The following is a 25,855-nucleotide window of genomic DNA, read 5'->3' as shown; positions in this document are numbered from 1 at the left end:
TTCGCCGAAACCCTCGGCACAATTCACCTACCAGAAGGGCTGTCCATGAAACGTGACAAGCATCCGGTCCACGCCAAGATTTCAGGGCCCATCGTGATGATCGGCTTCGGTTCGATCGGCAAGGGAACCCTGCCGCTGATCGAGCGGCATTTCGACTACGACAAGTCGCGCTTCACCGTCGTCGACCCCGATGATTCCGGCAAGACGCTGCTCGAGGAGCGGGGCATCCGCTTCGTCCACGAGGCCGTGACCAAGAAGAATTACGAGGAACTGCTGACGCCGCTGCTGACCGAAGGCTCGGGCCAGGGTTTCTGCGTCAACCTGTCGGTGGACACCGGCTCGCTCGACCTGATGAAGCTCTGCCGCAAGCTCGGCGTTCTCTACATCGACACGGTCGTAGAGCCGTGGCTCGGCTTCTATTTCAACGAGTCGCTCTCGAACGCCGACCGCACCAACTACGCGCTGCGCGAAACGGTGCGCAAGGAGAAGCGCAAGCACCCGGGCGGCACAACGGCCGTCTCCTGCTGCGGCGCCAATCCGGGCATGGTCTCGTGGTTCGTCAAGCAGGCGCTGCTCGACGTCTCGCGCGAGATCGGGCTGGAATTCACCGAGCCCACCACGGATGACCGCGAAGGCTGGGCAAAGCTGATGAAGCGCGCCGGCGTCAAGGGCATCCACATCGCCGAACGCGACACCCAGCGCGCCAAGGCGCCGAAGCCGCTCAACGTGTTCTGGAATACGTGGTCGGTGGAAGGCTTCCTGTCGGAAGGCATGCAGCCGGCTGAACTCGGCTGGGGCACCCACGAGAAGTGGATGCCGAAGAACGCCCGCAAGCACAAGAAGGGCCACCAGCCAGGCATCTTCCTGGAGCAGCCCGGCGCGAACACGCGGGTCCGCTCCTGGTGCCCGACGCCGGGGCCGCAATACGGCTTCCTCGTCACCCACAACGAGTCGATCTCGATCGCCGACTACTTCACCCATCGCAACCGCGACGACGAGGTGACGTATCGGCCAACCTGCCACTACGCCTATCACCCGTGCAACGACGCGGTCCTGTCGCTGGACGAGCTGTTCGGCGCGGCGGGGAAGATCCAGCCTGAGCATCACGTACTCGACGAGAGCGAACTTCTCGACGGCATCGACGAGCTGGGCGTGCTGCTCTACGGCCACGACAAGAACGCCTACTGGTACGGCTCGCAGCTGTCGCTCGAGGAGACGCGCGAGCTGGCGCCCTACCAGAGTGCCACCGGGTTGCAGGTCAGTTCCGCGGTACTTGCCGGAATGGTCTGGGCGCTGGAGAACCCGGAGGCGGGAATCGTCGAGACCGACGAGATGGACTATCGGCGCTGCCTGGAAGTGCAGCGACCCTATCTCGGCCCGGTCAAGGGCTACTATACCGACTGGACGCCGCTGAAGGATCGTCCCGGCTTGTTCCCCGAGGACATCGACGACAAGGATCCGTGGCAGTTCAGGAACATCCTCGTCAGGTAACCGTTTGCTTTTCCGGCCGATCATATTGATCGAGCCGGTGAAGCACTCGCTTCACCCATGGGCGGCTACGAAGAAGCCGCCGTGATGGAGCAAGTAATGACGGATAGCGAGGCCCGGCGGCAGGTGGTCGAGGCGGTGATGGATGCGGTGATGGCCGGCACCCCCGGCAACATCGCGCAGCATTTCGCGCCGGGAGCCGTGTTCTCCCAGCGCAGCAACGCCGCGCTCGCCGATGCTCCCTGGTTCGGACGAATGGAGGGTGAGTTCCGGCTGCAAGGCGAGGAAGAAGCGACGGCCTTCCTGCAAGAGCTGATGAAGCGCACCGCCTATATTTCCTACGAGCCGCGCGGCATCGTCTGCGAGCTCGACGAGGCCGCCAGCCGCTGCGACTGGACGCGCCGGGACGAGAAGACCGGTACGCTGATCACCGGGACGACGATGTACTGGTTCGCCTTCACCACCGATGGCCGCATCCGCTCCATCGAGACGATCGGGTCGATCCACTCCGTCCTCGCGCCGCGGCGGGCGGAAACCGTCTGATCCGGCCGTGCTCCGGGCGCGATGACAGTGCTGCATGAATGCGTTAACCTTGGCGCTTGTGACCCCGGAATCATGCCATATGGCTGATTGCCGACAGCATTGTTGTGTATCGCGCGGGCCGCTGGCAGCGCAGTCGTAGTGAAGGACCTTTTCATGCGCCGTTCTGCCCTCTGCCTTGCCCTTCTCACCCTGACGCTGGCTGCCTGCCAGTCGGAGCGCCAGGCATCGCTGGCGCCCTCCCTGCCGCAGCAGCAGCAGATGCCGCTCGGCGTGGAAGGCAACTGGCGGAACGTCGGCGGGCCGGTCCCCTATACGGCGCGATTCCAGAACGGGCGCTTCACCTCGGCCGAAAGCGCCACCAACGGGCTCCTCGCCGAGGGAACCTACACGACGACCGGCGCCGGCCAGATCCAGATCAACTATCGCTCGCTGCAGCGAAACCAGCAGCTGGCCGCTAACTGCAACCACGCTTCCGGGCAGATGACCTGCACTGCCGCCGACGGTTCGAGCTTCAGCCTAGCGCGCGGCTGAGCAATTCGTCGCACCGCCAAGACGGTCCGTCGCGTTTCGCCTGAAGGCGAAGGCGCCTATATCGCCTTGATGAGACGGAATGCGGCGGTACGGACATCAGCGGCCGGCCGCTCGTGGCCGTGCCGCGCGAAGCGGAGTGCCGAAACTGCCTGAGGATGCGCCGATGAATGCCCTGACCAAGACGATCGCCGAACGGGCGACCGGCCCGCTCCCCGCCGGTCACCCGACGGTGAAGCAGCCGAAGGTCGGGGTTCTCCTGGTGAATCTCGGGACGCCGGACGGTACCGACTTCAAGCCGATGCGCCGCTATCTGAAGGAGTTCCTCTCCGACAAGCGGGTCATCGAATGGCCGCGTGCCGCCTGGTACCCGATCCTCTACGGCATCGTGCTGAACACCCGCCCGAAGAAGTCCGGCGCGGCCTATGCGGAGATCTGGAACACCGAGCGCAACGAGTCGCCGCTGCGTACCTTCACCAGGGCGCAAGGCGAGAAGCTGGCGCTGCGGCTGGCGGGGCGCGGCGAGATCGTCGTCGACTGGGCGATGCGCTACGGCAACCCGTCGATCGCTGAGCGCACCGACCATCTGATCGAGCAGGGCTGCGACCGGATCCTCGTCTACCCGCTCTACCCGCAATATGCGGCCTCGACCACGGCGACCGTCAACGACAAGTTCTTCGAGCACATGATGACCAAGCGGTGGATGCCGGCGGTCCGCACTGTGCCGCCCTATCACGACGAGCCGATCTATATCGACGCGCTGGCGCGCTCGATCGAAACGCACCTGGCGACGCTCGACTTCGAGCCCGAGCGGGTGATCGCATCCTATCACGGCATCCCGCAGAGCTATTTTCGCAAGGGCGACCCGTATCACTGCCACTGCCAGAAGACCTCGCGGCTCCTGGAAGAGCGGCTCGGCTGGCCGAAGGGCCGGCTGATGACCTGCTTCCAGTCGCGCTTCGGCCCGGAGGAATGGCTGCAGCCCTATACCGACAAGACCGTCGAGGCGCTGGCCCGCGAGGGGATCAAGGCGATCGCGGTGTTCAATCCGGGCTTCGTCTCCGATTGCCTGGAGACGCTCGAGGAGATCGCCGGCGAGGCGGGCGAGATCTTCCACGAGGCGGGCGGCGAGCACTTCGCCCATATTCCCTGCCTCAACGATTCCGAACCCGGCATGGACGTCATCGAGGCGATGGTACGGCGCGAACTCCGGGGCTGGGTCGACTGAACCCGCGCCACGGCTTGCGACAGTGCCACCGGGCGACGATAGTGCCGCCTTCGCCGTTGTGGTGCCCGTAAGCCGCAGCCGGTTCGCTCCTTCGGAGACCGCAACATGCTCACCGCCACCGGCATTCTCGTCCTCGTCGTCCTGTTCTTCGCGATCGTCGTCCTGTTCTCGACGATCAAGATCGTCCCGCAGGGCTACAACTACACGGTCGAGAATTTCGGCCGCTACACCCGCACGCTGACCCCCGGCCTCAACGTCATCATGCCCTTCGTCGAGCGCGTCGGCCGCAAGCTCAACATGATGGAGCAGGTGCTGGACGTGCCGACCCAGGAGGTAATCACCCGCGACAACGCCTCCGTCGCGGCCGATGGCGTCGCCTTCTATCAGGTGCTGGACGCGGCAGCGGCAGCCTATGAGGTCTCAGGCCTCGAGAACGCCATCCTCAACCTGGTGATGACCAACCTGCGCTCGGTCATGGGGTCGATGGACCTCGACGACCTCCTGTCCAACCGCGACGCCATCTCCGAGAAAATCCTGCGCGTCGTCGACCAGGCGGCGAGCAGTTGGGGAATCAAGATCACCCGCATCGAGATCAAGGACATCAACCCGCCGAAGAACCTCGTGGACTCGATGGCGCGGCAGATGATGGCCGAACGCGAGAAGCGGGCGGAGATCCTCGAGGCGGAAGGCTCGCGCAACGCCGCCATCCTGCGGGCCGAGGGTGAGAAGCAGTCGCAGATCCTGCAGGCCGAGGGCCGGCGGGATGCCGCCTATCGCGAGGCCGAGGGCCGCGAGCGGCTGGCCGAGGCGGAAGCCACCGCGACGCGCCTCGTCTCCGAAGCGATCGCCGCGGGCGACGTCCAGGCGATCAACTATTTCGTGGCGCAGAAATACACCGAGGCGCTCGGCAAGATCGCGTCCGCGCCGAACCAGCGCGTCGTCCTGATGCCGCTCGAGGCCTCGTCCCTCATCGGCTCTATCGCCGGCATCGCCGAGATCGCCCGCGCCACCTTCGGCGAGGCCGAGCCGAATGCGCCCGGCCCTGCCCAGCCGGCGGCGACGCGCAAGGGCGGCGCTGGCCGGCGCAGCGCGGTTCCGACCTTTCCGACGGCCGGGGGTGAGGCATGACCGATTGGGCCGGCGCGCTATCCGACTACGGCTGGTGGATCCTGGGCCTGCTGCTGCTGGTCCTCGAAGTGGTGCTGCCCGGCGTCTACCTGCTGTTCTTCGGGATCGCCGCGCTGGTCGTCGGGATGAACGTGCTCCTGATCGGCGGTGAGTGGTTCGGCTGGCAGCAGCAGGTCCTTGCCTTCGTGGTGCTTTCAGGGGTCGCAGTGTTCCTTGGCAGAAAATGGTACGGGGCCAAGACCGAGACCTCCGCCCCCGACACACTGAACCGGCGGACGCAGCGGCTGATCGGCCGCGAGGCGGTGCTCAGCGACGACATCGTCGGCGGACGCGGACGGGTCGGGCTGGAAGACAGCTGGTGGAGCGTCGAGGGGCCCGACCTGCCGGTGGGCACGCGCGTGCGGGTCGTCGGCGCCGAAGGCAGCGTGCTCAAGGTCGAGCCGGTGCCGCCTCCAGCGACCTGACCAGGCGTCTCAGGCGGCGCCGATCCGCAGGAGGTCGTGCAGGTGGACGATGCCCACCGGGCGGCCCTGCCGGACAACCATCAGCGCCGTGATGTTCAGGCTGTTGACGATGTCCAGCGCCTTGGCCGCCATCGTCTCGGGCTCGATCGTCTTCGGGTTGCGGGTCATCACCGCTTCGACCGGCTTGCTCAGGAGGTCGCCGGCCAGATGCCGCCGCAGGTCGCCGTCGGTGACGAGGCCGCGCAGCAGCCCCTCCCCGTCGACGACGGCGACGCAGCCGAAGCCCTTGCGCGACATGATGAGGATCGCCTCCGACATCAGCATGCCTTCCGGCACCAGCGGCAGCGACTCGCCGACATGCATGATGTCGCCGACATGGGTCAGGCTCGCACCGAGCTGGCCGCCCGGGTGGAACACGCGGAAGTCGCTCGGCGTGAAGCCGCGGCGTTCCAGCAGCGCCACCGCCAGCGCATCACCCAGCGCCACCTGGAGCGTCGTCGACGTCGTGGGAGCGAGGCCATGCGGACAGGCTTCCGCCGCACGCGGCAGGATCAGCGCCTCATCGGCTTCGCGGCCCAGCGTCGAATCGCGCCGTGAGGTGAGCGCGACGAGCGGAATGCGGAACCGCCGCGAATAGGCGACGATGCCCTTGAGCTCGGCGCTTTCGCCCGACCAGGACATCGCCAGGATCGCATCGTCGCGGCCGATCATGCCGAGATCGCCGTGATTGGCCTCGGACGGGTGGACGAAGAAGGCCGGTGTGCCGGTGGAGGCGAATGTGGCCGCGATCTTCGCGCCGATATGGCCGCTCTTGCCGACGCCGGTAACGATGACGCGGCCGGTCACGCGCGAAATCAGCTCCAGGACGCGCTCGAAGGGCGCTGCCATCTCGGTCCGCAGCAGGCCCGCCAGAATCCGCAGCCCCTCGGCCTCGGTCTCGATCGTATGCACGGCCGATGCGGAGCCGAGACTGACGGGCGTGGCAATCGTCTGGGGGATCAAGGTCTGGCTTCTCCGGTACGGCCCTTCGGCCAGCATGGCGCGCAGTTGATCAGGCGCGTCGGGCCAAATCATGACGCAGCGCAAAGGCGGCGCCGGCGCAGGATTCGGGCAATCTCGTCAACCTATCCTTAACCAAGAAAATTTACGTTTCGGCAAGCCCGGAGGTCCGCGGACGATCGATCAAGGTGCCCGAATAATCGCGATGACCCGGCTTTTCCCCTGCCTTTTGGCCCTGTTCGGAGCAGCCCTTGCCGGCGCGCTCTCGGCCGCGTCCGCCGATCCGGCCGCGGCCCAGACGCTTGTCCTGCCCGAACTGCGAACCGGCTCGGACCTGACGGACGGGGAGGCGCTCGACGGGATCAGGCGCCAGGCCGACGAGCCGCGGATCGGGAACGGCGAGGCGCTCGACACGCGATCGCAGGACCTGCCGTCGGGGCGTTCTGCCGACGAGGCGCCGCCGGAGGACGAAAGATACGATCCGCTGGCGGAGGATCTGGACGAGGAGAAGGCGCCGGCGGCGCCAAGCTTCGACCTGTTCGAGGCAGCCCCGCCGCGGCCTGCGGGATCCGCCGACCTCTCGGGCCCGTCCCGCCCGGTTCGCCCGATATCTGGCGCAGCTCGCCGATCCGGCATGGACGGGGCCCCCGACGACCCGGCCTTCCCCCGGCCGGCCGCCACCCCGGCTCTGCCGGCGCCGAGCAACCCGCCGCTGTCGGCCGGTATCGCGGGCGAGACGCCGGGGTCGCGCGACCTCTTGCGCAGCAACCGCCCGGCAGCCGCGCTGCAGCGGATCGTCCGCCGGCCCGCGGGCGATCCCTTCGCGCCGCTCGGCATCCGCGCCGGCAGCTTCATCCTGTTTCCGGAGCTGATCCAGGATATCGGCGCCTCGACCAATCTCGACGAGGAGCCAGGCGGCGAAGGCGGCGTGTTCAGCGAGACCACGGTTTCCGCACGTCTCTTGTCGGACTGGTCGCTTCACGAGGCGGAGTTCAACACGCGGCTGACCTATCGGCGGAATTTCGCCGGCGAGGAGCCTGAAGATCCGAGTGCCGTGGTGGATGGCCGCCTGCGGCTCGACATCGACCGTGTCACCACCGCCACGTTCCGCGGCGCGCTGGAATATCGGCGCGAGGACCCTGTCGAGATCGACGTCGCGCTGGCCGGGGCCGAGCGGCCGGAGGTGCTCAGCGGCTCCGCCTCGGCGCAGCTGCAGCGGGAATTCGGCCGGCTGGTGCTGGGTGGTACGGGCACGGTGGCGCGGGAAAACTACTCCGGACTGCCCGAGGGATTGCCATCACAGAGCTACACCACGCTGACCGGCGCGCTCAGGGCCGGCTACCGCCTCTCACCAGCGTTGCAACCGTTCCTGGAAAGCAGTCTCGGGCAGCGGCTGTTCGACGAGACGGATAGCGGAGAACTCGGGCGGGATTCGCTGATCCCGTCATTGCGCGCCGGCGTCGGGCTCGACCTTTCCGAAAAGCTGAGTGGCGAGATCGCGGTCGGCTACGCCTGGAACAAGCCCGAAGACGACCGTGCGGAGACGACGGCCGCGCCGACGCTGGACGCCGCGCTGCAATGGTCGCCCCGCCGCGGCACCGACGTCACGCTCGCCGCCCGGACGACGTTCGAGCCGGAAAGCTCCGGCCAGTCCACGACGGTCTCCTACGAGGGATCGCTGGGCGTGACGCATATCCTCACCGCCCGGACCGACCTGACGGCTGCGATCACAGCCACCTACGCCGACTCCTCTCTGGCGAGCAGCGACGAGATCGAGTGGCTCGGGGAAGCGGGATTCAACTACTGGCTGACAAGCAGCCTCGCGCTGACCGGCCTCTACAGCCACCGCGAGCTTTATTCGGAGGTCGCCGGCGCCGACTACCGGGCCGACACCGTGCGCCTCGGCGTCAAGCTCCAGCGCTGAACGGCGGCGTTACCCGGCCGCATTGTCGATGTCGGCGGGCTCCACCGTCCGCAGCAGGCGGCCGATATTGCCGATGACCTTCTCGCGGATATCCGGGCGCCAGAGGGCGAAGGCGACATTCGCTTCGATGAAGCCTTCCTTGGAGCCGCAGTCGAAGGTACGCCCGGTGAAGTGGTAGGCAGCGAAATCCTGCTGGTCGGCGAGCTTGAGCATGGCGTCGGTCAGCTGGATCTCGTTGCCGGCGCCGCGCTCCTGCGTCGACAATATGTCGAAGATCTCCGGCTGAAGGATGTAGCGGCCGGAGATCGAATAGTTGGACGGCGCGTCCGCCGGCTTCGGCTTTTCCACCATGCCGGTCACCCGGAAGCCCGTGCCGACGTCCTCGCCCCTGCCGACGATGCCGTATTTGTGGGTTTCCTGCGGATCGCACTGCTCGACCGAGATGACGTTGCCGCCAGTGGCCTCGTAGAGCTCGACCATCTCCGACAGGCAGCCCTTCTCGGCCTGCATGATCATGTCCGGCAGGAGCAGCGCGAAAGGCTCGTCGCCGACGAGTTCGCGCGCGCACCAGACGGCATGGCCGAGGCCGAGCGGCGCCTGCTGGCGGGTGAAACTGGCGGTGCCGGGATGCGGCTGCAGATCGTCCAGGAGCTGGAGCTCCATGGTCTTGCCTCGCTCCGCAAGCGTTGCCGACAACTCGACCTGAATGTCGAAATAGTCCTCGATAACAGCCTTGTTACGACCCGTGACGAAGATCAAATGTTCGATGCCGGCTTCCCACGCCTCATCGACCACGTACTGGATCACCGGGCGGTCGACGACCGTCAGCATCTCCTTCGGAATCGCCTTCGTGGCGGGAAGGAACCTGGTGCCGAGACCGGCAACAGGGAACACAGCTTTCCTGACTTTCTTCATCATCATCCTCGGAAGTTCCCCTCGATCGTCCGCAACCACTCGCCGCGAACGCGCCGGGACCTCCCGGCGCCGTGCTTTTGCCGTGAAATAGCGACACAGAGTGGGAAGGCCAGCCCTTGCCGGCGCGCGGTGCACAGGGATTGGTAAACGGCTTCTTAACCACGCCGCCTGTAGCGTTCCTGTTTCCGTGGACCTATCGAGGAGAATGCCTGCCATGCAACGATCGACCGCATTTCGGATGACGCGCCTCGGCTCGGCTCTCGTCGCGATGGTTATCGCGACCACCTTTGCGCTTCCTGCGGCGGCCGATGCCGGGTTCCAGCGCTGGATCCAGCAATTCGAAGGCGTCGCGGCGAGCAACGGCGTCAGCCGCAACGTCTATCGCGCAGCCTTCGCGGGCGTCACCACGCCGGATCCCGAGGTGCTCCAGAAAGCCGCCTACCAGCCGGAGTTCAAGGCGAAGGTCTGGGATTACGTCGACAACCGCGTCAACGACGAGACCGTCGCCGAGGGCCGCGCCATGGCGGTCAAATACGCCAGCTGGCTCGACCGCATCGAGAAGCGCTTCGGCGTCGACCGCCACATCCTTCTCGCGATCTGGTCGATGGAGACCAATTACGGCGCGGCTCTCACCCGCGAAGGCGTGATGAAGAGCCTGCCACGGTCGCTGGCGACGCTGGCCTACCAGGACGGCCGGCGGGCCAAGTTTGCCCGCCAGCAGCTGATCGCCGCGCTGAAGATCGCCCAGGCAGGTCATGTCGCGCCGAACAAGCTGACGAGTTCATGGGCCGGCGCCATGGGGCACACGCAGTTCATCCCGACGAGCTACCAGGCCTATGCCGCCGACATGGACGGCGACGGCCACGCCAATATCTGGGAATCGGTGCCGGACGCGCTCGCGACGGCAGCCAACCTCCTGCGCAAGAACGGCTGGCAAACGGGGAAGACCTGGGGCTACGAGGTCAACGTACCGGCCCAGTATCGCGGCAAGCTGGAGCGGGACAACCGCACCCTGGCGCAGTGGCAGGGCCTCGGCTTCCAGCGGCCGAGCGGCTCGGGCTTCGCCTATCCGTCGGATCGCGGCAATCTGGTCCGGCTCGCCGGCGATGCCGGGCCGGCTTTCCTGATGACCAAGAACTTCTTCGTGCTGAAGAACTACAACAATGCCGACACCTACGCGCTCGCCGTCGGCCTTCTCGCCGACCGGATCGCCGGCTATGGCGGTCCGCAGCGCGACTGGCCGCGCGGCTACACGCCGCTTTCGACGCAGGAGCGCTACGAGCTGCAGAAACACCTCGCCTCGCGCGGGCTGTATGACGGCAAGATCGATGGTAAGATCGGCGACGGATCGAAAACCGCCATCATGGCACTGCAGGGTAATGCCGGACTGGCGCAGGACGGCAACGCGTCCAAGGCGCTTCTCGACTTCCTGAGGCGGAACTGAACCGGAACGGAGACATCATCGGATGGCGGCAGCAGAACGCAGAGCAAGCCCCCGGCGCGTACGGACGGCCCTCGTCGCTCTGCTGGCCGCTTTCGCCGTCCTCTTGACGGGCGTCTCCGCAGAGGCGCAGCAGCGGCCCCGCACGGTGCTCGAGATGCTCTTCGGCGGCGGCCAGCAGGCCGCGCCGGAACGTCCTGCCGTTCGCAAGCCGGTGGTTCGAAAGAAGAAGGTCCGGGCGACCCGCCCGGCCCGGCAGAAGAAGCAGCGCACCCAGGCCGCCCGCCCCAAGCCGTCCGGGCAGCAAAGCGCTGCCGCGGCGGTCGCAGCGCCGGCGTCCAAGAACGAGAACGCCAAGACCGTCCTCGTCGCCGGCGACTTCCTGGCTGCCTCGCTGGCCGATGGCCTCTCCAATCTCTACGCCGACAACGAGATGATCGTGATCGAGGCCCGGACGGACGGCTCGTCGGGTCTCGTCCGCGAAGACCACTATGACTGGACGGAGAAGCTCGGCCCGATCCTCGACGAGGCCAAGCCCGCGGTGCTGGTGATGATGCTGGGGTCCAACGACCGCCAGCCGATGACCGTCGGCTCCCGGTCCCTCGCTTCGCGCTCCGAGGAGTGGGTCAGGAACTACGAGGAACGGATCGGCGAGATCACCGAGGCGACCAAGAGCCGGGGTGTGCCGCTGGTCTGGGTCGGCATGCCGCCCTTCAAGTTCGACCGCATGAGCGAGGACATGGTCTTCCTCAACGACCTCTACCGCAAGGGCGCATCGAGTGTCTCCGGCGAGTATGTCGACATCTGGGACGGCTTCGTGGATGCCGATGGGGCGTTCGTCTATTCCGGACCAGGCGTCAACGGTCAGACGACCCAGCTGCGCAACTCCGACGGCATCACGATGACCAATGCCGGCGAGGACAAGCTCGCGTTCTTCGCCGAGCGCGCGATCAACCGGCTGCTTGGGACGACGCTGGCCGCAACCGGCGCGCTCATCCTCGGCCCCGACCAGCTGCCGACCATCCAGCTGCCGCCGATCGGCAATGCCGCCAATGCCCTGCAGGCAGCGCCGGTTTCGATCGACGATCCGTCGCTCGATGGGCCCGACATGCTGCTCGGCACGGGCTCGGCGGGCGGCTTCTCGCTCGAGCCGTCGCCGCGCGAGCGCCTGGTGATCAATGGCGGCGGCACCGGCGGCACGGAAGGCCGCGCCGACAATTTCGCCTGGAGCGAGAAGAGCGCCGCCGTCACGCCCAGCGGTCCGCCGATCGTCTCGCGCGGGTCGCTAAATCTGCAGAGCGTACGCGAGTCGGGAGGCCTCAAGCCTCCGGAGGAGATGCCGACGATCCTCGACGCCATCATCGAGGACTGGAGCCGCGAGAACGAGGCGGCCCGGCCGGAATAGCCCGGCCGGGCGACGTCTCGTCCGTCAGCGCGGCAGTGTCGTCGTACCCATCAGGTCGAGGTCGATCGCGCGGGCTGCCTGCCGCCCTTCGCGGATCGCCCAGACGACCAGCGACTGCCCGCGGCGAACGTCGCCCGCGGTGTAGAGCTTCTCGATCGAGGTGAGATAGGTCTGGTCGTCCGCCGCGACGGAGACGTTGCCGCGCCGGTCGGTCTTCGTCGCCAGCGCCTCGCCGGCGTCCTTCAAGAAGCCGTCGGCGATCGGGCCGGCGAAGCCGATGGCGATGAAGGCGAGATCGGCCTTGATGATGAAGTCCGTCCCCGGGATCGGCTTGCGGGCCTCGTCGACCTCGGCGCAGCGTACGCCGGTCAGCACGCCGTCCTCTCCGACGAATTCCAGAGTGGCGATCTGGAACTCGCGGATCGCGCCCTCGGCCTGGCTCGACGACGTGCGCATCTTGGTCGCCCAATAGGGCCAGACCTCGAGCTTGTTCTCGGTCTTCGGCGGCTGCGGCCGGATGTCGAGCTGGGTGACCTTCACGGCGCCCTGCCGGAAGGCCGTGCCGACGCAGTCGGAGGCGGTATCGCCGCCGCCCACCACCACGACATGCTTGCCACCGGCCCAGATCTCCTCCGAGGGCCAGCCGACGCTGCCGATCGGCTCGCGGCCGACCCGGCGGTTCTGCTGCACGAGATAGGGCATCGCGTCGTAGATGCCGCCGAGGCCGTTGCGCGGAATGCCCGCCTCGCGCGGCCGTTCCGAGCCGCCGCAATAGAGCACGGCGTCGTATTCGGCGGAGATGTCGGAGAGCTTGCGATCGACGCCGACATTGACGCCGCAGAAGAACGTCACGCCCTCGCCCTGCATCTGCTCGACGCGCCGGTCGATCCAGTGCTTCTCCATCTTGAAGTCGGGAATGCCGTAGCGCATCAGGCCGCCCGGGCGCGATTCCCGTTCGAAGACGTGGACCTCGTGGCCGGCGCGACTGAGCTGCTGCGCCGCCGCCATGCCCGCCGGGCCCGAGCCGATGACGGCGACGCGCTTGCCGGTCTTCTGCTTGGGCGGCTGCGGCTTGATCAGGCCCAGCTGGTAGGCCTTGTCGGCGATCGCCTGCTCGATCGTCTTGATCGCGACCGGCGCGTCCTCAAGGTTCAGCGTGCATGCCTCTTCGCACGGCGCGGGACAGATGCGGCCGGTGAACTCGGGGAAGTTGTTCGTCGAGTGCAGGTTGCGTGCCGCGCCCTCCCAGTCGCCGGAATAGACGAGGTCGTTCCAGTCCGGGATCTGGTTGTGGACCGGGCAGCCGGTCGGCCCATGGCAATAGGGGATGCCGCAATCCATGCACCGCGCAGACTGCTTGCCGACTTCCTCGTCGGACATCGGCAGCGTGAACTCGCGAAAATGCCGGATGCGGTCGGACGCCGGCTGGTACTTGTGCGTCTGCCGGTCGATCTCGAGAAATCCGGTTACCTTACCCATTCCATCCCCAATCGTCTTCTGCAGCTTTACTGCCGAAATCGTCTCGCGTCGTCCAGTGCCGGCCAAACGGCGACACGGACGCGCCCTCATCTGTTCTCGCTGAACCGGGAAGCACCGATCGCAGCCTTGCGCGCGGCTCCCATGGCTGCCGGCGCTGCCGGCGCCGGCCTGCCGCAAGTGCAACCCGGCGGGAGAGACCGCCCGCTCGGGTGGTTCTCCCTGTCTTCGGCTACTCGGCGGCCACGCCCATGCGCATGCGTTCCATTTCCTGCAGCGCCCGGCGGTACTCGACGGGCATGACCTTGACGAATTTCGGCCGGTAGGTCTCCCAGTGCTCCAGCATCTCCTTGGCCCGGCCGGAGCCGGTGTAGTGGAGATGGTTGGAGATCAGCTGGAACAGCCGTTCGTCGTCATGGCCGGTCATGTCGGACGAGACGTCGACGCGGCCCTTGTGCTGCAGGTCGCCGCCGTGGTGGTGCAGCTTCTCGAGCAGGTCGTCCTCCTCGGGAACCGGCTCCAGGTCGACCATCGCCATGTTGCAGCGCTCGGCGAAGTCGCCGGCCTCGTCATAGACATAGGCGACGCCGCCAGACATGCCGGCCGCGAAGTTGCGGCCAGTCTGGCCGAGGATCACCACGACGCCGCCGGTCATGTACTCGCAGCCATGGTCGCCGGCGCCCTCGACGACGGCGATCGCACCGGAGTTGCGGACGGCAAAGCGCTCGCCCGCGACGCCGCGGAAGTAGCACTCGCCGGAGATCGCGCCGTAGAGCACGGTATTGCCGACGATGATCGACTCCTCCGGCACAACGCGGCTGTTCGGCCGCGGCCGCACGACGATGCGCCCGCCCGAAAGGCCCTTGCCGACATAGTCGTTGCCGTCGCCGGTCAGCTCGAAGGTGATGCCGCGGGCGAGGAACGCACCGAAGCTCTGGCCGGCGGTGCCGGTGAGCTTGACCGTGATCGTATCGTCGCGAAGCCCCTTCATGCCGAAGCGCTTGGCGACTTCGCCGGACAGCATCGCGCCGGTCGAACGATCGACATTGGTGATCGCCGTCTCGATGGTCACCTTCTGGCGGGCCGTCAGCGCCGGCTCGGCCTCGGCGATCAGCCGGCGGTCGAGCACCTCGTCGATCGGGTGCTGCTGGCGCTTGGTCCAGCGCAGCTCGTCCGGCTCGGCCACGGGCTTGTGGAACACCTTGGAGAAGTCGAGCCCCTTGGCCTTCCAGTGGTCGATCATCTCCCGCCGGTCGAGCAGGTCGGAACGGCCGATCAGCTCGGAAAGATGGCGCACGCCCATCTCGGCCATCAGCAGGCGCACCTCTTCCGCGACGTAGAAGAAGAAGTTGATGACGTGCTCGGGCGTCCCTTTGAAGCGCTTGCGCAGCACCGGATCCTGCGTCGCGACGCCGACCGGGCACGTGTTGAGGTGGCACTTGCGCATCATGATGCAGCCGGCGGCGATCAGCGGCGCGGTCGAGAAGCCGAACTCGTCGGCGCCGAGCAACGCGCCGATGATGACGTCGCGGCCGGTCCTGAGGCCACCATCGACCTGCAGGCAGACCCGGGAACGCAGGCCGTTCATCACCAGCGTCTGCTGGGTCTCGGCGAGGCCCATCTCCCAGGGCGAGCCGGCATGCTTGATCGAGGTGAGCGGCGAGGCACCGGTGCCACCGTCATAGCCGGCGACGATGATGTGGTCGGCGCGTGCCTTGGCGACGCCGGCCGCCACCGTGCCGACACCGACTTCGGAGACAAGCTTGACCGAGATGTCGGCTGCCGGGTTCACGTTCTTCAGGTCGTAGATGAGCTGCGCCAGGTCCTCGATCGAATAGATGTCGTGGTGCGGCGGCGGCGAGATCAGGCCGACGCCGGGCGTCGAATGCCGGGTCTTGGCGATGGTCGCGTCGACCTTGTGGCCGGGCAGCTGCCCGCCCTCACCTGGCTTGGCGCCCTGGGCGACCTTGATCTGCAGCATGTCGGCGTTGACCAGATACTCCGCCGAGACGCCGAAGCGGCCGGAGGCGATCTGCTTGATGGCCGAACGCTCGGGATTGGCGGATCCGTCGCGCAGCGGCAGGAAGCGGTCGGACTCCTCGCCGCCTTCGCCGGTGTTCGACTTGCCGCCGATCTGGTTCATCGCGCGGGCCAGCGTCGTGTGGGCCTCGCGCGAGATCGAGCCGAAACTCATCGCCCCGGTGGCGAAGCGCTTGACGATGTCCTTGGCCGGCTCGACCTCGTCGAGCGGGATCGGTGCACGCCCGGCCTCCTCGGCCTTGCGGATGCGGAACAGGCCGCGGATCGTCGAGTTCTCGACCGCCGCCTCGTTCATCATCGCGGCGTAGTCCTGGTACTTGTCCCAGGAATCGGTGCGCACCGCGTGCTGCAGCGTCGCCACCGCGTCCGGCGACCAGATGTGGCTCTCGCCGCGCATCCGGTAGACGTATTCGCCGCCGACTTCGAGCGAGCGGGCAAGGATCGGATCGTCGGAGAAGGCGCGGACGTGTCGCTCCGCCGTCTCGCGCGCCACCTCGTCGAGGCCGACGCCTTCGATGGTGGTCGCTGTGCCGGTGAAGTAGCGCTTCACGAAGTCGGACTGCATGCCGACGATGTCGAAGATCTGGGCGCCGCAATAGGACTGGTAGGTCGAGATGCCCATCTTGGACATGACCTTCAGCAGCCCCTTGCCCACCGACTTGATGTAGCGGGACACGACCTCGCTGACGTCCACCTCCGGCGGGAATTCCTTGCGGCGATGCATGTCGAGCAAGGTATCGAAGGCAAGATAGGGGTTGATCGCCTCGGCGCCGTAGCCGGCGAGGCAGGCGAAGTGGTGCACCTCGCGCGGCTCGCCCGATTCGATGACGAGGCCCGCTGCCGTGCGCAGGCCCTTGCGGATCAAATGGTGGTGCACGGCGGCGCAGGCGAGCAGCGCCGGGATCGGGATCCGGTCCGGGCCGATCTGCCGGTCCGACAGGATGATGATGTTGTAGCCGCCGACGACCGCCGCCTCGGCCCGCTCGCAGAGCCGGTCGAGCGCGCCCGCCATGCCGCCCGCGCCGCTTTCGGCGGCGTAGGTCATGTCGATGGTCTTGGTGTCGAAACGGTCCTCGGTATGGCCGATGTTGCGGATCTTCTCGAGATCGCCGTTGGTCAGGATCGGCTGGCGCACCTCCAGCCGCTTGCGGCGCGAGGAGCCCTCGAGGTCGAAGATGTTCGGTCGCGGCCCGATGAAGGAGACGAGGCTCATCACCAGCTCCTCGCGGATCGGGTCGATCGGCGGGTTCGTCACCTGCGCGAAGTTCTGCTTGAAATAGGTGTAAAGCAGCTTCGACTGGTCCGACATCGCCGAGATCGGCGTATCGGTGCCCATCGAGCCGATGGCTTCCTGCCCCGTGGTCGCCATCGGCGCCATCAGCGTGCGGGTGTCCTCGATCGTATAGCCGAATGCCTGCTGGCGATCGAGCAGCGAGACGTCCGAGCGCGACGCGCGCGGCGCCACGGGCTTCAGATCCTCCAGGATGATCTGGGTGTTCTTCAGCCAGTCGCGATACGGATTGGCGCCGGCGATCTCCCGCTTGATGTCCTCGTCGGAGACGATGCCGCCCTTCTCGAGGTCGATCAGCAGCATGCGACCGGGCTGCAGCCGCCACTTCTTGACGATCCGCTCCTCGGGAATGTCGAGCGTGCCGGCCTCGGAAGCCATCACCACCAGATCGTCGTCGGTGACGACGTAGCGCGCCGGCCGCAGGCCGTTGCGGTCGAGCGTCGCGCCGATCTGACGCCCGTCGGTGAAGGCGACGGCCGCCGGCCCGTCCCACGGCTCCATCAACGCCGCATGGTACTCGTAGAAGGCCTTGGTCTCCTGCGACATCTGCTTGTTGCCGGCCCACGCCTCCGGGATCAGCATCATCATCGCGTGAGTCAGCGGGTAGCCACCCTGGTGCAGGAACTCCAGCGCGTTGTCGAAACAGGCGGTGTCCGACTGGCCCTCGTAGGAGATCGGCCAGAGCTTGGAGATGTCGTTGCCGTAGAGCTCGGAATCCACCGACGCCTGGCGCGCCGCCATCCAGTTGACGTTGCCGCGGAGCGTGTTGATCTCGCCGTTATGGGCGACCATCCGGTAGGGGTGGGCAAGCTTCCACGACGGGAAGGTGTTGGTCGAGAAGCGCTGGTGCACGAGCGCGAGCGCGCTCTCGAAGCGCGGGTCCGTGAGATCCTTGTAGTAGGCGCCCAGCTGGTAGGCGAGGAACATGCCCTTGTAGACCAGCGTGCGCGCCGACAGCGAGACGATGTAGAAGCCGATGTCCCGGCCGTCGGTCTCCGCGTAGACCCGGTTGGAGACGACCTTGCGCAGGATGAAGAGCTTGCGCTCGAACTCGTCGTCCGAGGCCAGCGCCGGTGCCCTGCCGATGAACACCTGCCGGTGGACAGGCTCGGTCGCGACGATTTCCGGAGCCTTCGACAGCTCCTCGTTGGAAACCGGCACGTCGCGCCAGCCGAGCACCGACTGGCCCTCTGCGCGCACCACCTCCTCGAACAACGCCTCGATATGCGCGCGCTTTTCCGCGTCCTGCGGCATGAAGACATGGGCGACGCCGTAATGGCCGGGCTCCGGCAGGGTCACGCCCTGCGCCGCCATCTCTTCGCCGAGGAAGCGGTGCGGGATCTGGACGAGCATGCCCGCCCCGTCGCCCATCAGCGGATCGGCGCCGACGGCGCCGCGATGCGTCAGGTTCTGCAGGATCTGCAGGCCCTTCTCGATGATCGAGTGGGACTTCCGGTTCTTCATGTGGGCGATGAAGCCGACCCCGCAGGCATCGTGCTCGTTGCGCGGATCGTAGAGGCCGACCGCCTCAGGCGGCATACGCGGTGCGGTACGGGCGGCGGCTGCCTCGACCGCCGTGGCGGTCGCCTCGGATGGCACCTGTGCAGGCGTCAGCTTCGTCATCGCGTCGTCTCCCGTCATCACGCAGCCCTAACCGGCCGCGCGGTTGCGCCCGGCACCAGCGGCGGCTCAGGGACACATCGTCCCAAGGCCGCGCCAAGGCTGCCGAACATCGTTCGCCATATTATCGGCCTTTTCGCATGGCCGTCGGTGTCAAGGATAGAACCCGGCCGCGTCTTTTCGGCGCGCTCCCTGCGCCGATCCGCCCTGTGCCGCCCATTTTATGGCAGTGCTACTGTCCTATCTTTGGCAATATGACAGAAGCGCGGCCGCGTAACAAGACCGGCTGCAGCACGCCATTCCCCGCCACCGGCGACCCGTTCGACCTAAACCCGCCAAGCGTCGGTAGCCGGGTCATGAAATACGGTCCGCCAGCTCTGAACCTATCCCGGCGCGACCCCGTTGGCACAGCAGGAGAACATACTCACCCCGAGTATCTTGGAAGCCGCGTTACACGACGCCGGCATGCTCCTGATGAACAAAGGGACCGTACCAATGCTCTATCATGACAAGCGCCTGCAGTACCCCGTCAAGGTCACGAACCCCGATCCGGCCTTCGCTCGCATGCTTCAACAGGCGATCGGCGGCGTCGAAGGCGAAATCCGCGTCGCCATGCAGTATTTCTTCCAGGCTTGGGGTGCTCGCGGCCCGAACCCGAAATACCGCGACATGCTCCTGCACACCGCCACCGAAGAAATGGGCCATATCGAGATGCTCGCGACCGCTGTCGCGCTGAACCTCGAGAAGGCACCCGCCAGCCTGCAGGAAGCCGGCGCCGCCGACGGCATCGTCGGCGCCGTGATGGGTGGCGAGAACCCGCGCCATGTCATCGAGGGCATGCTGCAGCGGCACATCCTGTCGACCGGCATGTCGGCCTACCCGGCCAATGCCGACGGCGTGCCGTTCGACATGTCGCATATCTACGCCAGCGGCAATCTGGCGGCGGACATGTACTGCAACGTCGCTGCGGAGGCGACCGGCCGCGTCCTGGCCACCCGCATCTACAATTCGGCGCATGACGACGGCATGAAGGACATGCTGCGCTTCATGATCGCCCGCGACACGATGCACCAGCAGCAGTGGCTGGCGGTGATCGAGGAACTCGGCGGCAACGCCGGTGCGCTGCCAATTCCGAACAGCTTCCCGCAGGAAGAGGAAAACCAGGAGCACAATTACGACTTCTTCGCCACCGCGGCGGACGGCTCCGCGCCGCCGGCCGGACGCTGGACCGAAGGTCCGTCGATGGACGGCAAGGGCCAGTTCACGGTGTTCCAGAACCAGCCGCTCGGCGACGTCCCGGACCTCGGCCCCGCACGCCCCGACAGCAGCGCCCAGAAGGAGCAGATGTAACAGTCTGCGACGGGAGGCCTCGCCACGCGGGGCCTCCTGCAACTTGTGCAGGAGATCATTGATGCCCTTCACCGACCCGGTGCCGGTCGGCTATGTCTTTGATCGGGCACGCATGAAGGAGCAGGGAAATCGAGAGCAGGGTTGAAGGCGACCGCATCGAACTCAGACGGAGCGAAGAAGAGAAGAAACCTCTCCTGCAGCGCCTGAACCGTATCGAAGGGCAGGTCCGTGGTTTGAAGGCGATGATCGCCGAAGACCGCTACTGCCTGGACGAGATCCAGCAGGTCAACGCCATCACGGCCGCGCTACGCGAACTGTCGCTGCTCATCATCGGCCAGCATGTCACCGAGGGCGTGAAGGTGGCCTCCGATCACGCAGAATCCGACGAAACCGTCAGGGCTGCCGTCGACGACATGATGCGCGTGCTTCGGGCGGCGATGCGGGCGCGCGACTGATGCCCGGAGGGCCCGTCCGCCCTCACCGCTTGCCCTTTGCTGCGACGCATTATACGTCCGCTCCATGATCTTTGCTTCCGACAACTGGTCCGGCGCTCACCCCGCCATCAATGCCGCCATCGCCGCAGAGAGCGGGGGCATGGCCGCCGCCTACGGCGCCAGCACCCTCGATCGCGCGGTGGAACAGCGCTTCAACGAAATCTTCGAGCGCGAGGTGGCGGTGTTCTTCGTCGGCACCGGCACGGCGGCCAATTCGCTCGCCTTCGCCGCCGTCAACCGGCCGGGCGGCGTGGTGCTTTGTCACCGCGAGGCGCATGTCATCGAGGACGAATGCGGCGCGCCCGAGTTCTTCACGCATGGTGCGCGCATGGCGCCGATCGACGGCGACGGCGGCCGCATCGATCCGGTCAACCTGCAGCGCGAGCTCAGCCGCTTCAAGCCGGACTTCGTGCACGCCGGCCAGCCGATGGCGGTGTCGATCAGCCAGCCCGGCGAGGCCGGGACCCTATACACCGCCGAAGAGATCCAGGTCATCGCAGGGATCGCCCATGGTCGCGATCTCGCCCTGCACATGGACGGCGCGCGCTTTGCCAACGGGCTGATCGCGTCCGGCCTGTCGCCGGCTGAAATGACGTGGAAGCGCGGCGTCGACATCCTGTCATTCGGAGCGACCAAGAACGGCTGCTGGTGCGCGGAGGCGGTGGTTTTCTTCGAACCGCAGCGCGCCCGGCAGTTCCCCTATATCCGCAAGCGTGGCGCCCAGCTGTTTTCGAAGACGCGCTTCGTCGCGGCCCAGTTCATGGCATATTTCAATGACGGGCTCTGGCTGGAAATGGCCGCCCACGCCAATGCCATGGCGGATCGGCTGCGGGCCGGGATAGACGCCAGCCCGCATGCGCGCCAGGCCTGGGAAACACACACCAACGAGAGCTTCGCCATTCTGGAGAAGCCGACGGCGGAGCGGTTGCGGGCCGAAGGCGCCGCGTTCTACGATTGGAACCCGCCGCATGCGCTGCACACGCTGATCGGGGAGAACGAGACGCTGGTGCGCCTGGTCACCAGCTGGTCGACGGAGGAAGCGGAGATCGAGCGCTTCAGCCGGCTTCTCGCCTGAGGCGGTTACGATCGCAAAGTGACGGAACCAACAGTACCGAGTATGATTCCTTCCTGAACGCAAAGGAGGCTGTCATGTCCACAGATGCGTACGAGCAAGGCAAGCTCGCCTTCCAGCACAATCACCCGATGTCGTCCTGCGAATATCCCAAGGGGTCGCCGCTTCGGCAGGCCTGGATGGACGGCTGGACCGAGGCTCGCAACGCCACCCCGGCCGGCAGCGGCGACCGTCCCGGCATGATGGCGGACGCCAGGCGCGCCACGCGGGTCGGCCAATCGGACGTCCACGAGTCCTAGAAGACGCAAAGCCCGGTCGCTTGCGCGGCCGGGCTCTCCACAAATGGGAACGGCGCCCGAACCGGGCGCCGTCTCTTTTCTGCCGTCGATCAGATCAGGCGGCGTTCGCCTCGATCTGTCGGGCATTCTCGTTGCCGGCGGTGGCGATGTCGATCTTCCGCGGCTTCATCGCCTCCGGAATGACCCGCACGAGATCGATGTGCAGCAGCCCGTTCTTCAGGCTCGCGCCCTTCACCTCGACATATTCCGCCAGCTGGAAGCGGCGCTCGAAGGCGCGGCCGGCGATGCCGCGATACAGCGTCTCGGCGGCTTCTTCCTGCTTCTCGGACTTCTCGCCCGTCACCGTCAGCACGTTCTCGCGCGACTCGATCGAGAGCTCGCTTTCGCCGAAACCGGCGACTGCCATGGTGATGCGATAGGCGTTCTCGCCCGTGCGCTCGATATTGTACGGCGGATAGGTCTGAGCGTTATCCGGCTGCGAAACGCTGTCGAGCATCGAAAAGAGCCGGTCGAAGCCGACGGTCGAACGATAGAGCGGGGCAAAATCGATGTGACGCATGGTGTTCTCCTATTGAGCAACGTTGGCGTTGTGGACACGGCATGGCATCCCGCAATGGGCGACACCTCCGGTCCGCGGCCCCTTCCGGCGACCGCAGGATAAAAATGGTGGGCGGCATTTTCCGGTTCAAGAGGTTTTTTTTCGGTCGCGCCATCGCCGGGTGACGACACGACGGCCGCGGCGCCCGCACGGACGAGGTTGGTGAACCGCCGATGAACGCGGCCTTCCGGCAGCGTTCACCTGGGGACCCCCATATTGGACGTCATGGTCGACCGGTTGATTTCCCGACAGCACAGGGACGAGCCGAGCGATCCACCGTTTGCCCGCCGCGTCAGGCGGGCCGTCAAACGGTCGTAACGTCCCGTCCCTTCCGTTGCGGCCGCTCCGGCCGGGAGCCTCGAAAGAGGTTCCCGGCCTCCTTGCCTTCCTTCGATCATGCTGCTGGCTTTGCGCGCTTAGGGATGACAGAAGCTTTGACCGCCCGCCGCGGGCCGCCTAAAAGCCGATCATCGTGCACCCTCCGGACCGGCCGGAGCGGGCGTTGCGCCGGGCCCGGAACGATGAACGCCACCAACGAGACGGATGAACTTGTCGTCGTCGAAGGCAACGCGCCCCCGGCAGGCATCGTCGTCCAGACATTGCGAACCCTCGACGGGACCCGGCTGCGCTGCGCCGTCTCTCCCAGTCTGCTCGATGCGACCCGCGGCACCGTCATCCTGCTACAGGGCCGCAACGAGGCCATCGAGAAGTATTTCGAGACGATCGCCGACCTGAACCGCCGTGGCTACGCGGTGGTCACGTTCGACTGGCGCGGCCAGGGCGGATCGGACCGGCTGCTGCGCGGCAGCAGTCTCGGCCACGTCCGGCATTTCGGCCAATATGTCAGCGACCTCGAATGCGTCATCCAGGACATCGTGCTGCCGGATTGCCGCGGCCCTTACGCGATTCTTGCCCATTCGATGGGTGCGCTGGTGGCGCTGCGCGCCTCACCACGGCTGACCAATATCGTCGAGCGCATGGTCCTCTGCGCGCCGCTGATCGCCTTCAAGCGACGCAGGATGGGCACGCGGGCATTGCACCGCATCGCCAGGATCGCATGCTTCTTCGGGCTCGGCCGGCTGGCGGTACCGATGCGCACGGTTCCCGACCGCGACATGACCCTGGCGAACAATGTGCTCACCAGCGATTCGCGACGCTTCGCGCGGCATCGCGCGCTCGTCGCCGCGGCGCCGCAGCTCTTTCTCGGCAAGCCCACCGTCTCATGGCTGGCAGCCGTCACCGGCGCGATGGTGCGGCTGGACGATTCCGACGAGATCGCACGGCTCGCCGTGCCGACCCTGATGATCTGTGCCGGCAGCGACGCGGTGGTGGGCACGGCTTCGGCCGAACGGCTGGCGTGGCGGATGCGCAGCGGATCGAGCCTCACCATCCCGTTCGCCCGGCATGAATTGCTGCAGGAGGCCGACCGCTTCCGCGAGCCGTTGCTGGAAGCCTTCGAGGCGTTCACGTCGACTGCACTGCCGCTGCCGGCAGGCGCCACGCCCAGCCCGGATGCGGACGACACCTTGGCGATCGACGAGGCCGACCTGGCTATCGACGACTCAGCCGTTGAGGATGTCGAGAGCCTGGCGATGCAGAGCGGGCGTCGCTGACGCGACGATATCGCCGCCGGCTTCCGGACGTTCGCCCGCGAAGGTTGTGATCACCCCGCCCGCCCGCTCGATGATCGGCACCAGTGCGACGATGTCGTAGGGCTTGAGGCCCGTCTCCACGACGAGATCGACGTGGCCAGCGGCGAGCATGCAGAAGGCGTAGCAGTCGACGCCGAAGCGCGTCAGGCGGGCTTGCGTCTCCAGTGCCTCGAAGCGGCGCAGCGCCTCGCCGGCAAACAGGCGCGGCGTGGTGGTGAACAGCGTCGCGGACGCGATCTCCTCGGTCCGGCGCGCAGCCAGACGGCTCCGCCGGCCGCCGTGCTCCAGCCAGGCGGCATCGGCATCGGCGATGAAGCGCTCGCCCGTGAAGGGCTGCGACATCAGGCCGAGCCGGGCGATGCCCGCTTCGCAGTAGCCGACCAGCGTGCCCCACACCGGCAGGCCGGCGATGAAGGCGCGCGTTCCGTCGATCGGATCGATCACCCAGAGCCGGTCGCCTTCGCCGGTGGCACCATATTCCTCGCCGAGCAGTGCGTGTTCCGGATAGCGGCTCCGGATTGCCGCGACGATCGCCCGTTCCGCCGCCCGGTCGGCTTCGGTAACCGGATCGAAGGCGGCGAGCAGCTTGTTGTCGATGCTCGAGCCGTTGCGGAAGCGCGGCAGCGTTTCGGCGTCGGCGACGTCGGCGAGCGACAGCAGGAAGTCGATATCCGGAGAAGGCATGGAGGTCCGTTCAGGCTCGGTCACTGGGCAGGGTGTGCAAAAAGAAACGGCGGTTTTTGAATGTGCACGATATCGTGCAGAATTGCCTTGACACGCTTTGGCGCCAGTCGTAGTTTTGCGATGCGGCATTGGCGTGCCGTTGCCCTTACGGGCGTTTCCTCCCTAGACTAGACCGCACTGTCTCAAAACAGTGCGGTTCTTTTTTGCCGGACGGAGAGCGGCAGCTATTCGGCTGCTGCAGCAGCGGGCTGCAGATATTCCGCCTCCACGTCCGCGGCAAAACCCGCGACGAAGGCCGCCAAGCGATCCCTCAGCAGGGCGAAGCCCTCATGGGGCAGATAGGCGCGCTCGTCGGCGTAGAGAGCGCGGTTGATCTCGATCTGGATGGCGTGGAATCCGACGGGCGGTCGTCCGTAGCGTTCGGTGATGAAGCCCCCGGCATAGGGCTTGTTGCGAGCAACGTCGTATCCCAGGGCTGCGAGCCGCGACGTTGCGATGGTCACCAGGCGGCCCGCCGCGCTGGTGCCGAAGCGGTCGCCGATCACCATGTCCGGCCGCCTGCCGCCTGGCAGGGCGCGAACGCTCGACGGCATCGAGTGGCAATCGACGAGGATTGCCATGCCGAATCGCTGTCGCGTCCGGTCGAGCGCATCCTCGAGTACCTGGTGAAACGGCTTGTAGACCGTCTCGATGCGCCGCAGCCCTTCGGACAGCGGCAGGGCTGCGCGATAGATTTCCTCGTTCTCCGCAACGATTCTGGGAATCGTGCCGAGCCCCCCCGCAACCCGGATGGATCCGGCATTGGCGTAGTCGGGCAGCGCCTCGGTAAACATCGCCGGATCGAGCTCATAGGGCTCGCGGTTGACGTCGAGATAAGCCCGGGGAAAACGCGCGGCCAGCAGTGGCGCGCCGAGGTCCGGCACGAAGTCGAAGAGGCGGTCGACGAAGAGGTCCTCGGAGCGACGGACGGCTTCGCCGGTGAGTCGCGTTGCCGCGATCAGATCCAGCGGGTAGTCACTGCCGCTATGGGGGGAGCAGAAGACGAAGGGAATGCGTACTTCGGCAGGCTCGACAAGTTCGAAGGCCGGGACGTCGCCAAGGGCCGTCCTGACTGTTGGCACGTTCCCCAATCTCGCTCCTTTCGGTGACCGCGACGCAAAAATTTACACACCACCACCCATGCCGGCCATTCCTTTTAGAAAATGTTCGGGCATTC

21 protein-coding genes are annotated in these 25,855 nt (G+C 66.6%); 14 read left to right on the top strand and 7 right to left on the bottom strand.

The window, feature by feature from the left end; genetic code table 11:
• Positions 1-45 precede the first annotated feature (45 nt).
• The 6 genes from GGR03_RS14940 to GGR03_RS14915 all read left to right on the top strand — a co-directional run bounded on the left by GGR03_RS14940 (position 46) and on the right by GGR03_RS14915 (position 5,379).
• Entirely contained in the window at positions 46-1,491 is a 1,446-nt protein-coding gene (locus GGR03_RS14940; protein WP_183209440.1) for a homospermidine synthase, read from the top strand.
• 96 nt (positions 1,492-1,587) lie between these two features.
• Positions 1,588-2,031 carry a nuclear transport factor 2 family protein gene (locus tag GGR03_RS14935; protein ID WP_183209438.1) on the top strand — a complete coding sequence of 148 codons (444 nt, stop codon included), beginning with the start codon at positions 1,588-1,590 and terminating at the stop codon, positions 2,029-2,031.
• Positions 2,032-2,184: 153 nt separating this feature from the next.
• Positions 2,185-2,562 carry an Omp10 family outer membrane lipoprotein gene (locus GGR03_RS14930; protein WP_183209436.1) on the top strand — a complete coding sequence of 126 codons (378 nt, stop codon included), beginning with the start codon at positions 2,185-2,187 and terminating at the stop codon, positions 2,560-2,562.
• A gap of 163 nt (positions 2,563-2,725) precedes the next feature.
• Positions 2,726-3,787 carry a ferrochelatase gene (gene hemH / locus GGR03_RS14925; protein WP_183209434.1) on the top strand — a complete coding sequence of 354 codons (1,062 nt, stop codon included), beginning with the start codon at positions 2,726-2,728 and terminating at the stop codon, positions 3,785-3,787.
• 105 nt (positions 3,788-3,892) lie between these two features.
• The gene (locus GGR03_RS14920) at positions 3,893-4,915 is read left to right on the top strand and encodes an SPFH domain-containing protein (protein WP_246368054.1); all 1,023 of its coding nucleotides are present in this window, start codon (positions 3,893-3,895) and stop codon (positions 4,913-4,915) included.
• On the top strand, positions 4,912-5,379 hold the full coding sequence (locus tag GGR03_RS14915) for an NfeD family protein (protein ID WP_183209432.1): 468 nt from the start codon (positions 4,912-4,914) through the stop codon (positions 5,377-5,379). Before GGR03_RS14920 ends, GGR03_RS14915 begins: the two co-directional genes overlap by 4 nt.
• Before the next feature lie 9 nt (positions 5,380-5,388).
• Here the strand turns inward: GGR03_RS14915 and GGR03_RS14910 are convergent, their stop codons facing one another.
• Positions 5,389-6,378, bottom strand: a complete 990-nt coding sequence (locus tag GGR03_RS14910; protein ID WP_418884981.1) for a KpsF/GutQ family sugar-phosphate isomerase — start codon at positions 6,376-6,378, stop codon at positions 5,389-5,391.
• Between the two features lie 205 nt (positions 6,379-6,583).
• Between GGR03_RS14910 and GGR03_RS14905 the strand changes: the two genes are divergently transcribed.
• Complete coding sequence (locus GGR03_RS14905; protein WP_183209430.1) at positions 6,584-8,302, top strand: outer membrane beta-barrel protein; 1,719 nt, start codon at positions 6,584-6,586, stop codon at positions 8,300-8,302.
• Positions 8,303-8,311: 9 nt separating this feature from the next.
• Here GGR03_RS14905 and galU read toward each other — a convergent pair whose 3' ends face one another.
• Positions 8,312-9,217: a UTP--glucose-1-phosphate uridylyltransferase GalU gene (galU, locus tag GGR03_RS14900; RefSeq protein ID WP_183210046.1), complete on the bottom strand. Its 906-nt coding sequence runs from the start codon at positions 9,215-9,217 to the stop codon at positions 8,312-8,314.
• Positions 9,218-9,431: 214 nt separating this feature from the next.
• Here galU and GGR03_RS14895 point away from each other — a divergent pair, with 214 nt between their 5' ends.
• Positions 9,432-10,661, top strand: coding sequence for a lytic murein transglycosylase (locus tag GGR03_RS14895; RefSeq protein ID WP_183209429.1), 1,230 nt, complete (start codon positions 9,432-9,434; stop codon positions 10,659-10,661).
• Positions 10,662-10,683: 22 nt separating this feature from the next.
• Entirely contained in the window at positions 10,684-12,063 is a 1,380-nt protein-coding gene (locus tag GGR03_RS14890; RefSeq protein WP_183209427.1) for an SGNH/GDSL hydrolase family protein, read from the top strand.
• 24 nt (positions 12,064-12,087) lie between these two features.
• Here the strand turns inward: GGR03_RS14890 and GGR03_RS14885 are convergent, their stop codons facing one another.
• Together GGR03_RS14885 and gltB are read right to left on the bottom strand one after the other, a co-directional pair.
• Entirely contained in the window at positions 12,088-13,542 is a 1,455-nt protein-coding gene (locus GGR03_RS14885) for a glutamate synthase subunit beta (RefSeq protein WP_183209425.1), read from the bottom strand.
• Between the two features lie 229 nt (positions 13,543-13,771).
• Entirely contained in the window at positions 13,772-18,493 is a 4,722-nt protein-coding gene (gltB, locus tag GGR03_RS14880; protein ID WP_183209423.1) for a glutamate synthase large subunit, read from the bottom strand.
• Positions 18,494-18,985: 492 nt separating this feature from the next.
• Between gltB and GGR03_RS14875 the strand changes: the two genes are divergently transcribed.
• The 4 genes from GGR03_RS14875 (at position 18,986) to GGR03_RS14860 (ending at position 21,705) form a co-directional block, all read left to right on the top strand.
• A complete protein-coding gene (locus GGR03_RS14875) occupies positions 18,986-19,840 on the top strand; it encodes a manganese catalase family protein (protein WP_183209421.1) in 855 nt (284 codons plus the stop codon).
• Between the two features lie 233 nt (positions 19,841-20,073).
• On the top strand, positions 20,074-20,295 hold the full coding sequence (locus tag GGR03_RS14870; RefSeq protein ID WP_246368050.1) for a metal-sensing transcriptional repressor: 222 nt from the start codon (positions 20,074-20,076) through the stop codon (positions 20,293-20,295).
• Between the two features lie 64 nt (positions 20,296-20,359).
• The gene (locus GGR03_RS14865) at positions 20,360-21,409 is read left to right on the top strand and encodes a threonine aldolase family protein (RefSeq protein WP_183209418.1); all 1,050 of its coding nucleotides are present in this window, start codon (positions 20,360-20,362) and stop codon (positions 21,407-21,409) included.
• Positions 21,410-21,483: 74 nt separating this feature from the next.
• A complete protein-coding gene (locus GGR03_RS14860) occupies positions 21,484-21,705 on the top strand; it encodes a ribosome modulation factor (RefSeq protein ID WP_183209416.1) in 222 nt (73 codons plus the stop codon).
• 94 nt (positions 21,706-21,799) lie between these two features.
• Here GGR03_RS14860 and GGR03_RS14855 read toward each other — a convergent pair whose 3' ends face one another.
• Entirely contained in the window at positions 21,800-22,264 is a 465-nt protein-coding gene (locus GGR03_RS14855; RefSeq protein WP_183209414.1) for an Hsp20 family protein, read from the bottom strand.
• Between the two features lie 560 nt (positions 22,265-22,824).
• Here GGR03_RS14855 and GGR03_RS14850 point away from each other — a divergent pair.
• Positions 22,825-23,916, top strand: a complete 1,092-nt coding sequence (locus tag GGR03_RS14850; RefSeq protein ID WP_183209412.1) for an alpha/beta fold hydrolase — start codon at positions 22,825-22,827, stop codon at positions 23,914-23,916.
• Here GGR03_RS14850 and hisN read toward each other — a convergent pair.
• Both hisN and GGR03_RS14840 read right to left on the bottom strand, forming a co-directional pair.
• Positions 23,866-24,639, bottom strand: a complete 774-nt coding sequence (gene hisN, locus GGR03_RS14845) for a histidinol-phosphatase (RefSeq protein WP_183209410.1) — start codon at positions 24,637-24,639, stop codon at positions 23,866-23,868. The genes GGR03_RS14850 and hisN overlap by 51 nt on opposite strands.
• Positions 24,640-24,863: 224 nt before the next feature.
• On the bottom strand, positions 24,864-25,760 hold the full coding sequence (locus GGR03_RS14840; RefSeq protein WP_425486720.1) for an N-formylglutamate amidohydrolase: 897 nt from the start codon (positions 25,758-25,760) through the stop codon (positions 24,864-24,866).
• Between the last annotated feature and the right edge of the window lie 95 nt (positions 25,761-25,855).

This window comes from Aurantimonas endophytica (assembly GCF_014196845.1).
GTDB classification, from domain to species: Bacteria; Pseudomonadota; Alphaproteobacteria; order Rhizobiales; family Rhizobiaceae; genus Aurantimonas; species Aurantimonas endophytica.
The sequence above is the reverse complement of the archived record's forward strand: the minus strand, read 5'-3'. Positions and strand labels throughout refer to the sequence as shown.